The following is an 11,744-nucleotide window of genomic DNA, read 5'->3' on the forward strand; positions in this document are numbered from 1 at the left end:
ACCTCACGCGCGGCGAGACCGGCCGCTACTACGTTCGTCTGCGCGTTCCTGCTGACCTGTAGAAACAGTTCGAGCGCAAAGTCTTCAGTGCAGCACTGAAGTGATGTGCAATGGCTTCGTGCAGCTCCAGCGATGTCATGCTTGCCTCCGCGCGTCAGCATGGTGGCACGTGAGCGCTGACGCGCCTTGCAGGAGTTCGAGCAGACGGTATCGCGCATGTCTGCGCTCAAGGAGCCGGTGACGAGCGTAGCGGCCTTGACGTGTTGCATGACGAAGCTTGGAGCCTGTTGCTGCGTTCAAGCTTCCCGTGGGCATCCGCCGTGGGCCGTGGAGGATGAAGGCGAGGGCCATCGCTGCCACGCAATGTCATCAATCGCGTAGAGCCAAATCCTGTTTCAGGCAGCGCGGCAGCCATCCTGCCGGTATCGATCGGCCGTCTCTCCGCGGTGTGCCCTTGTTGACGATGTCGCAAGTCAGGTCGCGCTACTGCGTTTGCTTTCCGAGTTCATCTGGACACGCGCGATGACAGTGGCCTGTGTGTGCTGCAGTGCTGCTTCATGTCGCTTTCCAGCGACGCATTGGGGCTACTCATCTTCCGCCCGTCGCGTGTCGCGGTTGCAGGCTTCGCTCAGCAAAGGTTGACGCGACGCCTCATTGGGATCGAAGTGCTTGAGCCAGGAGGCAGGACGCCTACGGTGTCATTGAGTTGCAGGGGATGGGCGATCCATCGATTGATTCCCATGCGCTGTCACGAAAAAATGTGCCTCGTCGCTGGATCGCGACGTTTCCTTCTTGCTCTGGTATCGAGATGCAGTCACACAAGATCCGCTTCATCGTCATCGCGTTGCTTTGCCTTGGCGTCACGATCGCCAGCGTTGTCACGTTTTTCAGCAGGCCTGCGGCAGTGCCGACACATTTGGCTGAAGCCGATGGGACGGTCGAAAAGGTCGACGCAACGCAGCGAAAGGGACGGCTTCAAAGCGTCAACTTCACCCTTGCGACCGGAGGCGATGCATTCGAGTACTCCAGTGTGCTGCCTGGCATCGATGCGGTGTGGGGTCGTCTCAAGGTGGGATCACCGGTTCATGTCATCTTCGACGATGCGGACAGCAAGCGATCCATCTGGGGACTGCGCTTGGGCGATGACGTCGTCGTCACGCCTGAGCAGGCGCTCCAGGCACGGCGCAAGAATGGCCAGATTGGTGCCATGATCGGACTGATCTCTTTGCTTGGAGCGGGATACTTTCTGCGCCGTGCTCGCAAGGCGTAGCCAAGCAGCCTGACAGGCTCGGCGCGCAGCGGCCCGCCGAGTCTGGATCTGCCAACAAGAAAGGCAGGGTAGGCCGGTGTTCTTCGGCAACAAACGTGTTTGGCTGCGTTTCTGTTCCGGGCGAACGCCGGTGGCGGCCGCCTAACGCCGGAAATGGCGTTGGCGGCGTTGTGCAGGGCGCTTTCTTCAGCTGTGCGTGTCGAGGGTCATCATGATGTGGATGATTCTTCCATGTTCAAGCTGAAACGAGAGGCGCTTGTTCTTGGTCTCATAGGAGCGCCAGTGCTGGCCATCGCTGTCATCCGTCGTGCCTTGGCCATAGGTGTCGATCAGCACATTCTGCGTGTCGCCGATCGCGATACCTCTAGCCGTTCTGATCGCGGGTACTTTGATTGTGATCTGCGCAATGACGTAGCTGTCGATGTCGCGTTGCTGTTTTTGCCAGGAGAGGTTCGCCGTATAGATGTCAAACCCGGCATAGCGATGCTGGTAGTACTTGTAGCTTGTCTCCCCGGCGGGCACGTCTCCTACAAAACTCTCGCTGATCTGGGTGCCTGCCTGCGTCCTGGTTTGCTCGCTCCAGCGTTCACCCAGGGTGAAAGAGTGGTTGTTGATGGCTACGGCGAAGTCGCTTTCGGTCATTTCGACAGGTGCTGCGCGAGCTGCTGCCGCAGCAGTCATATCCGCCTGGGCGGCAGGAAGCAGCAGGAGAAGCAAGAACGCTGCTCTTCTGGGGGAGGTAATCGTGTGCATCGATGCTTTCAGTGGGGGCGGAAATATCAGGGGCGTGTTCGTGGTCGGGAGCCTGTACACATCCGGGGGTTGTCAGATCACACAGTGTGTTGCGCATCGGCGAGTTTGTCGCGATGTAGGCGTAACGTGAGTGTCAGTATGGTGGGATGCATCGAGCGGAGCCATCGCTTCCGGACTGGCATGCGCCAAGCGACGTCAGGGTGGTGCCTGCGCAACAATTCGGCGTCGATCTGATCGGGCGTGTAATTGACTGTTTGCGGGTCGATCCGAGTCCACGGTGCGCAGCGCATCGGGTCGTTTGGGATGCGCCTGGCAGCGCTGTCGGCAAACCGCTCCTGGATGTGCCGTGTTCTATCGCCTTGCTGTCGAGGACTGGTGCCGTGAACGCTGTACTGCGTCTCGCTACTCCAGTCCACCCGTCGGTCATTGCGGAGGCCTGTGTGCACCCCGTTGAGCTGCGCATCAGGCGAATCGACAGCGAGTCGGCGAGGTGCAGGTCGCTCGCAAAAACTCCCCGGCCATTGGCGGCAGGGGAGCACGAGAATCTGGAACTCAGCCGCGCGCGTGGTCGCGCGCCTTGCCCACTTCACTCTGTACCTTGCCGGCGTTCTTCTGCATCTTGCCTTCGACTTCCTTCAGCTTGTTGCCGGTGACCTTGCCGGCGACTTCCTTGATGGTGCCCTTGATCTGGTTCTTGGCGCCTTCGGTGCGATTCTTGTCCATCGTTGACTCCGCAGTAGGGATGCCCTCAAGTGGGCATCGCCAAACTGCGCGCGGGCCGGTGGCGTGCAAGTGAAAATTGAGCGGGCGTGCTCTCTATCATTTAGGTAGCGGACGGGTTGTATGCCGAAGCCTGTAGCGGCGATCGCGCGTCCCGTTCGGGCTGGGCGCGCTTGATGCTTTTACAGCGGGAACACGCGCACCGCGACATGTCCTTCGTCTGTCTGCTGGCGGCGACGGCGTGGTCCGCATAGGTGCGCCGAGTGGCGACCCTCGACTGCGCTGCGCGCTCAGTACCAGCCCAGATAGAGGGTGGTCACGCCCCAGGTGTCGATCAGGCCATGCGCGAGGATCATCGCCCACAGGTTGCGTCTGGAGCGCAGATAGGCATATCCGAACATCGTGCCGACCACGCCGGTCAGCAGGATGCCGGAGGCGCCTTGCGCGGCGTGCATCAGGCCGAACACCACGCCACCGGCCAGCGCGGCGATCCAGCGGCCGCCGCGCAGGCGACCCAGCAGGGCATCGAGCTGATGCATGAGGAATGCACGGAACACCAGTTCTTCACCAAGCGCCGCGCTCAGCCATGCTGCGCCGATCAGATGAAGGGTGGCGTCGACGTTGCCCTTCAGCGCGCCGTAGGTGCTGTAGTCGGTCTTGTGTCCCGTAATGGTGTCGATCAGCGGTTGCAGCACCGGTGTGATGAAGCCGACGGTCAACAACACCAGCAGCGCTGTCCAGCCGATCGCGGACGCCAGGCGTGGGCGTGCGACGCCGCACGCCGTGGAGGAACGCGTCTCGACCCAGACCAAACAAAGACCGATCAGGCCGACCACTGGCATGCGCCACGGAAACGGGAGCCACGCATAGAACGCCAGCGCAAGAATCGCGGCGCTCAGCGCGATGCGCAGCAGCTGGTGGCGCATGAAGGAGGTGTTGGACGTGGCGTGGATGTCGCCTTGCGCGGAGTGCTGCATGCCTGACCTGGAAGAAAGTGGGCACTCAGCCTAGCGAGCCTCCGCCATCGCGCACCGTGCCAAAGGCCATGTAGACCAATGCAATGCGGCGCATCGTAGAGCATGAAGATGCCAGCACACGCGCGTCGCCAGCGGCAAGCGCTGGCGACGTAATGCAGGCGCGGACGCGTCAGTCCGCATGCAATCCGAAGTGGCGAGTGGCGACTATGCGCCCGCCGTCTGGCACTCGAACACGCTGACGCTGCGCGGCGGCGCCAGGAACTCGCTGGCGCCGGCCGGCATGCTGTCGACCTGCAGCGCGTCGTCGGTGGACAGCACCAGCTTCCAGTGCAATTCCTCTTCCGAGGACGGCAGCACGAAGCTCACGCCCTCGTGGTAGGCGTTGATGACGATCAGCAAGGTGTCGTCGTTGGCCAGCTCCCTGACGCCGGACGTTTGCGCCTTGCCTTCCAACAACAGCCCGACCGAGCGTGCGCCGGCATCGGTCCAGTGCGCATCATCCATCTCGGTGCCGCCGGGGTTGAGCCAGGTCAGGTCGCGCACGCCCGCATCTTCGTTGTACTGGCCGTTGAGGAAGCGGCCACGGGTCAGGATCGGGTAACGCTGGCGCAGCGCGCTCAGCGCCTTGACGAACGCGGTCAGGCGGCCCTCGGTGGGGTCGCGCTCCCAGTCGATCCAGGTGATCTCGTTGTCCTGGCAGTAGGTGTTGTTGTTGCCGCCCTGGGTTTGCGCGCGTTCGTCGCCGGCGAGCAGCATCGGCGTGCCCTGCGCGAGTAGCAGCGTGGCCAGCAGATTCTTCATCTGCCGCTCGCGCAGTTGCAGGATGCCGGCGTCGTCGGTCTCGCCTTCGGCGCCGTAGTTGCAGGAGCTGTCGTGGTCGGAGCCGTCGCGGTTGTCCTCGCCATTGGCGTCGTTGTGCTTGCCGTTGTAGCTGACCAGGTCGTGCAGGGTGAAGCCGTCGTGCGCGGTGATGAAGTTCACCGAGGCCCACGGCCGGCGCCCGCGCCGATCGAACAGGTCGGCCGAGCCGGTGAAGCGCGTGGCGAATTCGGCCAGCTTGCCTTCGTCGCCCTTCCAGAACGCGCGGGCGTTGTCGCGGAACTTGTCGTTCCATTCCGACCAGCCGGGCGGGAAGTGGCCGACCTGGTAGCCGCCCGGGCCGCAGTCCCATGGCTCGGCGATCAGCTTGACCTGCGACAGCAGCGGATCCTGGTTGCAGGCGTCGAGGAAACCGCCGCGCTGGTCGAAGCCGGTGGGTTCGCGGCCGAGGATGGTGGCCAGATCGAAACGGAAGCCGTCCACGTGCATCTCGCCGGCCCAGTAGCGCAGCGAGTCGTTGACGAACTGGATCACCCGCGAGTTGCTCAGGTTGAGCGTGTTGCCGGTGCCGGTGTCGTTGATGTAGTAGCGCTTGTCCTCTGCCAGCCGGTAGTAGCTGGCGTTGTCGATGCCGCGGAAGGAGAGGGTGGGGCCCAGTTCGCTGCCTTCTGCGGTGTGGTTGTAGACCACGTCGAGGATCACCTCCAGGCCCTGACGGTGCAGCGCCTTGACCATGTCGCGGAACTCGTCGCGGTGGCCGCTGGCCAGGTAGCGCGACTTGATCGCGAAGAAGCCCAGCGTGTTGTAGCCCCAGTAGTTGCGCAGGTCCTTGTCGAGCAGGTGTTGGTCGTCGAGGTAAGCGTGGACCGGCAGCAGTTCCACCGCGCTGACGCCCAGTTCCTTGATGTAGCGCAGCACCGGCTCCTGGGCCAGCCCGGCGCAGGTGCCGCGCAGCTCGTCCGGCACCTGCGGGTGGCGCATGGTGTAGCCGCGCACGTGGGTCTCGTAGACCAGGGTCTCGCTCCACGGCGTCATCAGGCGCTGGTCGTCCTCCCAGTCATAGGTGTCCTCGACCACCACGCACTTGGGCATGAACGGCGCACTGTCGCGCTCGTCGAAACTGAGGTCGCCGTCCGGGTGGCCGACCGTGTAGCCGTACAGTTCGTCGGCCCAGATCAGGTCGCCCTCGAGTTCGCGCGCGTACGGGTCCAGCAACAGTTTGTTGGGATTGAAGCGGTGGCCTTCGCTGGGTGCATAGGGGCCGTACACGCGATAGCCATAGCGCTGGCCGGGCTTCACGTCGGGCAGATAGCCGTGCCAGATTTCGTTGGTGTATTCGGGCAGGTCCAGGCGCGTTTCGGTGCCGGCCTCGTCGAACAGGCACAGTTCCACGCGCGTGGCGTGCGCCGAGAACAGCGCGAAGTTGGTGCCCTGGCCGTCGAAGACGGCGCCGCGCGGAAAGGGACGCCCCTCGCGGATGCGCGAAGGGGTGGCATAGGCGGCACTGGTCGGGTGGCGCATCGGCAGGCTCTCGGCCGGCACGCCGGCAGTAGGGGAGGGAGAGCGGAAGCATTGACGCGGAGGCCGTGCAGGACGCGTTACGGGGTGCCGAGGATGGCGTGAGGATGCGGGTATTGCCGCGAATGCAGCGACCCACGCAGCGACGCCGTGGCGCCGCTGCGTGGGCGGATTTCGCGAAACCGTCGCGGCCCGGTCCAGTGGGCCGCGGGCGCGACCTGGCCTGACCTGCTCAGCGCGGCAGGTCGAACAGCAGGAACTCGCTGTCCTGGGCATCGGCGAACTGCAGGGTGGCCTCGTCGACCGCCTGGACCGCGTCGCCGGCCTGCAGGGTCTGGCCGTTGACGCTCAGCGTGCCGCGCACCACCTGCACGTAGGCGCCGCGCCCGGCTGCCAGCGGGTAGTCCAGGCGCGCGTCGCCGTCGAGGATCGAGGCGTAGATGCGCGCATCCTGGTGGATGCGCACCGCGCCGTCCTCGCCCTGCGGGGCGGCGATCAGGCGCAGCTGGCCGCGCTTGCTGTCCGGGGCGAAGTGCTTCTCCTCGTAGCCCGGATCGATCCCGGCGCGCTCGGGCATCACCCAGATCTGCAGGAAGTGCACCGGCTCACTGGCGGAGTGGTTGAACTCGCTGTGGGTGACGCCGGAGCCGGCGCTCATGCGCTGCACGTCGCCGTAACGCAGCACCGAACCGTTGCCCATGCTGTCCTTGTGCTCCAGCGCGCCCTCGACCACGTAGGACAGGATCTCCATGTCGCGATGGGCGTGGGTGCCGAAGCCCTGGCCGGGCTGCACGCGGTCCTCGTTGATCACCCGCAGCGGCCCGAAGCCCATGTGGCGTGGGTCGTGGTAGTGGCCGAAGGAGAAGGTGTGGCGCGAGGACAGCCAGCCGTGTTCGGCGCGGCCACGGGTGTTGGCGGGGCGGATCTGCAGCATGGGAGGCTCCTTGGTGGCGTTGATGTGCAAGTGGATCGAAAGCGCCGGGCGGGTTGATTTCGCGTGCGCTTCGGCTTGGAAACAAGTATCGGTGCTGTCGCCGGGTTTGAAAAACGGATAGATTCGGCATCCATCATCGAAAAATTCGAATGCTCAAGCTCAGCCTCGATGCCCTGCAGATCCTCGACGCCATCGACCGTCGCGGCTCGTTCTCGGCCGCCGGCAAGGCCTTGCACAAGGTGCCGTCGACCATCTCCTACACGGTCGCCAAGCTCGAGGAGGACCTGGGCGTGCAACTGTTCGAGCGGATCGGGCCGAAGGCGGTGCCGACCGCCGCGGGGGCCGAACTGCTGCGCGAAGGCCGTCACCTGCTGCGCGCCGCTGGCGACCTGGAACTGCGCGTGCGCCGCGTGGCCTCCGGCTGGGAGACCGAGTTCGCGCTTGGCCTGGATGCGGTGTTCGCGCCGGAATGCCTGGCGCAGGACATGGCGGCGTTCTATGCGGTTGCCGACCAGACCCGGCTGCGGGTGGTGCAGGAATCGCTGTCCGGCACCTGGGAGGCGCTGCTGGACCGGCGGGTGGATCTGCTGGTCGGGGCGGCCGGCGAAGGGCCCAGCGGCGGCGGCTACGTGACCGAGCCGCTGGGCACGCTGCCGTTCGTGTTTGCGGTCGCGCCCAATCACCCGCTGGCGCAGGCGCCGGAACCGCTCAGCCGCAGCCAGCTGAGCGCGCATCGCGCGATCGCGGTGGCGGATTCGGCACGGCGTTTGCTGCCGCGCACGGTCGGGCTGCTGTTCGGCCAGGACGCGCTGACCGTGCCGGACATGCGCAGCAAGTACCGGCTGCAACTGGCCGGGCTCGGCTTCGGCTTCCTGCCCGAGCCCTATGCGCGCGCCGCGCTGGCGCGCGGCACGCTGGTGCGCAAGACGGTGGAGGAACCGAAGCCGGACGAGGTGTTCCAGCTGGCCTGGCGCAGCGGCGAGGAGGGCGCGGCGCTGGCCTGGTGGCGCGCGCGCATGCGCCAGCCGGGCGTGTTCGCGGCATGGCTGGAGCAGATGGCGGCGCGGCTGGACGAGGGCGGGTGATGGCGTGCGGGGCAACGGCAAAGCGTTCTCCGCGGCGGCGATGGATGGGTCTGTTCCGCCGGTGATGCCGTGATGCCTGCGCGCGCGGTGGGCGACGGGAGGATAATGCGCGGCATCTTCTTCTTTCCACCCGCCACGCCATGCAGGACCTGATTGCGCGCTATGGACTCGGGCTGGTGTTCGTCAACGTCCTGGCCTTGTCGCTGGGCCTGCCGGTGCCGGCGCTGCCCACGTTGATCCTGGTCGGGGCGACCTATGCGCTGCTCGATGGCGCGGCGATGTGGAGTGCGTTGCTGGGCGCCTTGTCGGTGTCGATCGCGGCGAGCCTGCTCGGCGATCTGCTGTGGTTCGGCGCCGGCCGCCGTTACGGCAATCGCACGCTGCAGTCGCTGTGTCGGCTGTCGCTGTCGCGCGACACCTGCATGAAGCGCACCGAGCGCTTCTATGCGCGCTGGGGTGTGCGCGTGCTGGCGGTGGCCAAGTTCGTGCCCGGCCTGTCGATGGTGTCGGTGCCGATGGCCGGCGCGATGCGCGTGCGCCCCGTAGCCTTCCTGCGCTACGACGCGCTGGGCGCGGCCTTGTGGGCGGGCGTCGGGTTGTTGCTGGGCCTGTGCTTCGCCGACCAGGTGCAGGACTTGCTGGACTGGCTGAGCCTGCTCGGCAGGCGCGCGGCGCTGCTGCTGGTCGGCCTGCTGGCGCTGTACGTCGGCTACCGCGCCTGGCGTCGGCATACGCTGCGCAAGGCGATGGAGATGCAGCGCATCGACGTCGACGAACTGCACGCGCTGTTGCAGGGCGAGGCGCCGCCGCTGCTGCTGGACATTCGGGCGCCGGGCTACCGCACGCTGGAGCCGTTCGCCATTCCCGGTGCGCTGGAAGTGGACGATCGCCAGGTCGATGCGCTCGTCGCGCGCTTGCCGCGCAATCGCAGGATCGTCATCTATTGCGCCTGCCCCAGCGAAGTGTCGGCCGCGATACTGGCCAAGCGCCTGCGCCAGCATGACTTCGAGGACGTGCTGCCGCTGCGCGGTGGCCTGGATGCATGGCGTGCGGCGGGCCATCCGCTGGTCGCGCTGGACGCTGCGGCTGCCGTGGCGCCGCCGCCGAAGGGCGACACGATCGCGGCGTGAGTCGGTGTGGCGGAGGCGTCATGCCTGTCGATGGCGCCTGCGATGCACAGCCGTGCGTGCGCGCCGGCTGATGCAGGCAGGTGCGTTGTCCGCAGGCGCGTGCGGGCGGCTGTGTGAGGTGGACAAGTTGTGCGGTCATGCGCTTGATCCTCTTGCCTGTGCCGTCTGTGCCTCGCTGATGCGGCGACCTGCTGCAATGGGCGAGGTTCACGTCGTGACGTTCACTTGCCGTTCCTTGCCTTGCGGTTGGATGCGCAGATGATGAATCGACAGAACGAATCGACAGCACGACCGGCGCGGCCAGCGTGTGTCTGCGGCGACGACCTCGCAGGGCGTGCGCCGAAGCGACTCCTCATCCTCACCCTCATCCTTGGAGACAGCCATGCACATCGATCTATCCGGTAAAACCGCCCTCGTCACCGGCTCCACCGCCGGCATCGGTTTCGGCATCGCCAAGGGCCTGGCCGCGGCGGGCGCCGAGGTCTCGCTGAACGGCCGCGACCAGGCCCGCACCGAGGCCGCTGTGGCTACCCTCAAGCGCGACCTCGCCAATGCCCGCGTGCGGGCCGTAGTGGGCGACGTGGCGACCGCGGCCGGCTGCGAGTCGATCGTCGCGGCGCTTCCCGCCGTCGACATCCTGGTCAACAACGCCGGCATCTTCGGCATGCAGGATTTCTTCGACACGCCCGACGCGGAATGGGAGCGCTTCCTGGCGGTGAACGTGCTGTCCGGTGTGCGGCTTTCCCGCGCGTATCTGCCGGCGATGGCGGACAAGGGATGGGGGCGTGTGCTCTTCGTCTCGTCCGAGTCCGGGCTCAACATCCCGGTCGAGATGATTCACTACGGCGTGACCAAGACCGCCGATCTCGCCCTGTCGCGCGGGCTGGCCAAGCGCATGGCCGGCACCGGCGTCACTGTGAATGCCATCCTGCCCGGGCCGACGCTGACGGAAGGCGTCGCCGCCATGCTGTCCGACCAGGTGAAACAGTCCGGCAAACCTCTGGACGAGGTAGCTGCCGACTTCGTCAAGGCGCATCGCGCCAGCTCGATCATCCGCCGCGCCGCGACGGTGGAAGAGGTCGCCAATCTCTGCGTGTACGTCGCCTCGCCGCAAGCGTCCGCGACCACCGGTGCGGCGCTGCGCGTCGATGGCGGCGTGGTGGATACCATCGCCTGAGCCGGGCAGGGGTCTCTGCATTCGCGTACGCGAGGCCGAGGCGGCGCGCGCCGCCGCCGCCTCGCAATGTCTGGCGGATCGCCGGCGCTGGAGTTGAAGTGCCGATGCGCGAGGCGGTGCCGTGATCGGCACATCTTCCGTGTGCATGCGTCACTCGTCGTTGCGCGCGTCGTGCAATCGGAATCACGCAGGCAAAAAAAACGACAAGCGCTGGCTTGTCGTTTTTGATCTGACTGGTGCGCCCGGAGAGATTCGAACTCCCGACCGCCTGGTTCGTAGCCAGGTACTCTATCCAACTGAGCTACGGGCGCGTTGTCAGGCGCGGGATTATTCACGAGTTGCGGCGATTCGTCTACACCTGCGTGTCGACGGCATGACGAATCGCGAACGAGTGCGCTCCCGGAGCGGTCTCGATGCGATCGCCTTGCCGCGGCAGGGCAAAAAAAACGACAAGCGGTGGCTTGTCGTTTTTCATCTGACTGGTGCGCCCGGAGAGATTCGAACTCCCGACCGCCTGGTTCGTAGCCAGGTACTCTATCCAACTGAGCTACGGGCGCGTCGTCAGGAGCGGAATTATGCGGGAGTCGATCGGGCCCGTCAATGCTCTTTCCGAAAAATTTCACCGATCCCCGGCCAGCAACGCCGCGGCCACCGCCGCAGGCCGCTTCATCCAGGCGAAATGGTCGGCGGCCACGCCCAGTTGCGTGGCGTCCAGGCAGCGGATCTGCGGCGCCGGCGTGGCCAGCTTGTCCAGCTGGCCGCGCAGCGAACTCTCCGGCGCCAGCCAGTCGTCCTGCAGCACCACGCCACGCGCCGGCAGCGTCAGATGCGCCAGTTGCGCCTCCAGGTCGATCGCCAGGCCGGCCGCGGCGTAGCGGCCGCTCCGGCCGACGCGCGCCCAATCGGCGATCAGGCCGCGCGCTTCGGTGCCGCCGAAGCCCAGGCGGCGACCATGCAGCACGCCCTGCCGCTGCGCCAGCCATGGCAGCAGACGGTACGCCAACGGCAGCAGATAGCCGCGCGGCGCGGGAAAACGGCGCCAGTACGGCGTGCCGCTGGCGACCAGCCACAGCGCGGCGAAGGCCTGTGGTTGCAGGCTGGCGTGGCAGCAGGCGAGCTGTCCGCCGAGGCTGTGGCCGCCGACGAGCAGCGGCGCTGCGATCCCAAGCCCGGCGATCGCCGCCTGGCTGGCGGGCAGGTCCAGTTGCAGCAGGGCGCGATAGCCCCAGTCGCACTGCCGCGACGGCCGCAGCGTGCTGCTGCCGTTGCCGCGCCATTCGTGCAGGAGCACCGCGACGCCGTGCGCGGCCAGCGCTTCGGCGAACGGCAGGTAGTGGCGCGCGGCCACGCCCAGCGCCGGC

The 11,744-nt window shown here is 66.2% G+C and carries 12 protein-coding genes and 2 tRNA genes; 4 read left to right on the plus strand and 10 right to left on the minus strand.

Annotated elements, in window-relative coordinates; all coding sequences use genetic code 11:
• Window positions 1-269: hypothetical protein (locus D588_RS28360; RefSeq protein ID WP_232764213.1), on the minus strand; the 269-nt coding region annotated here is incomplete at its 3' end.
• A gap of 446 nt (window positions 270-715) precedes the next feature.
• Here D588_RS28360 and D588_RS0103535 point away from each other — a divergent pair.
• Entirely contained in the window at window positions 716-1,270 is a 555-nt protein-coding gene (locus D588_RS0103535) for a DUF3592 domain-containing protein (protein ID WP_232764214.1), read from the plus strand.
• Window positions 1,271-1,456: 186 nt separating this feature from the next.
• On the opposite strand, the gene D588_RS0103540 is transcribed toward D588_RS0103535, so the two are convergent.
• From D588_RS0103540 to D588_RS0103560, 5 genes are all read right to left on the minus strand, one after another.
• Window positions 1,457-2,023, minus strand: coding sequence for a hypothetical protein (locus tag D588_RS0103540; RefSeq protein WP_051067825.1), 567 nt, complete (start codon window positions 2,021-2,023; stop codon window positions 1,457-1,459).
• Window positions 2,024-2,575: 552 nt separating this feature from the next.
• The gene (locus D588_RS26360; protein WP_017914264.1) at window positions 2,576-2,746 is read right to left on the minus strand and encodes a CsbD family protein; all 171 of its coding nucleotides are present in this window, start codon (window positions 2,744-2,746) and stop codon (window positions 2,576-2,578) included.
• Window positions 2,747-3,033: 287 nt separating this feature from the next.
• Window positions 3,034-3,585, minus strand: a complete 552-nt coding sequence (locus tag D588_RS23920) for a CPBP family intramembrane glutamic endopeptidase (RefSeq protein ID WP_026143335.1) — start codon at window positions 3,583-3,585, stop codon at window positions 3,034-3,036.
• A gap of 339 nt (window positions 3,586-3,924) precedes the next feature.
• The gene (gene glgX, locus D588_RS0103555; protein WP_026143336.1) at window positions 3,925-6,060 is read right to left on the minus strand and encodes a glycogen debranching protein GlgX; all 2,136 of its coding nucleotides are present in this window, start codon (window positions 6,058-6,060) and stop codon (window positions 3,925-3,927) included.
• Window positions 6,061-6,289: 229 nt separating this feature from the next.
• Window positions 6,290-6,991 carry a pirin family protein gene (locus D588_RS0103560; protein ID WP_026143337.1) on the minus strand — a complete coding sequence of 234 codons (702 nt, stop codon included), beginning with the start codon at window positions 6,989-6,991 and terminating at the stop codon, window positions 6,290-6,292.
• Window positions 6,992-7,140: 149 nt separating this feature from the next.
• Between D588_RS0103560 and D588_RS0103565 the strand changes: the two genes are divergently transcribed.
• The 3 genes from D588_RS0103565 to D588_RS0103575 all read left to right on the plus strand — a co-directional run bounded on the left by D588_RS0103565 (window position 7,141) and on the right by D588_RS0103575 (window position 10,383).
• Window positions 7,141-8,076 (plus strand): LysR substrate-binding domain-containing protein, encoded by a 936-nt coding sequence (locus D588_RS0103565; RefSeq protein WP_017915003.1) that lies wholly within the window; start codon window positions 7,141-7,143, stop codon window positions 8,074-8,076.
• A 140-nt stretch (window positions 8,077-8,216) separates the two neighbouring features.
• Window positions 8,217-9,206, plus strand: a complete 990-nt coding sequence (locus D588_RS0103570; protein ID WP_017915004.1) for a DedA family protein/thiosulfate sulfurtransferase GlpE — start codon at window positions 8,217-8,219, stop codon at window positions 9,204-9,206.
• 382 nt (window positions 9,207-9,588) lie between these two features.
• A complete protein-coding gene (locus D588_RS0103575; protein WP_017915005.1) occupies window positions 9,589-10,383 on the plus strand; it encodes an SDR family oxidoreductase in 795 nt (264 codons plus the stop codon).
• Between the two features lie 234 nt (window positions 10,384-10,617).
• Here D588_RS0103575 and D588_RS0103580 read toward each other — a convergent pair.
• The 4 genes from D588_RS0103580 to D588_RS0103590 all read right to left on the minus strand — a co-directional run.
• Window positions 10,618-10,694, minus strand: a tRNA-Arg gene (locus D588_RS0103580).
• Window positions 10,695-10,735: 41 nt separating this feature from the next.
• On the minus strand, window positions 10,736-10,858 hold the full coding sequence (locus D588_RS28695; RefSeq protein ID WP_255325426.1) for a hypothetical protein: 123 nt from the start codon (window positions 10,856-10,858) through the stop codon (window positions 10,736-10,738).
• Window positions 10,859-10,863: 5 nt separating this feature from the next.
• A tRNA-Arg gene (locus D588_RS0103585) sits at window positions 10,864-10,940 on the minus strand.
• A 62-nt stretch (window positions 10,941-11,002) separates the two neighbouring features.
• Window positions 11,003-11,744 (minus strand): alpha/beta fold hydrolase (locus tag D588_RS0103590; protein WP_017915006.1); only part of this gene is annotated, 742 nt, incomplete at its 5' end.

The organism is Xanthomonas sp. SHU 308, assembly GCF_000364645.1.
Classification (GTDB): Bacteria; Pseudomonadota; Gammaproteobacteria; order Xanthomonadales; family Xanthomonadaceae; genus Xanthomonas_A; species Xanthomonas_A sontii.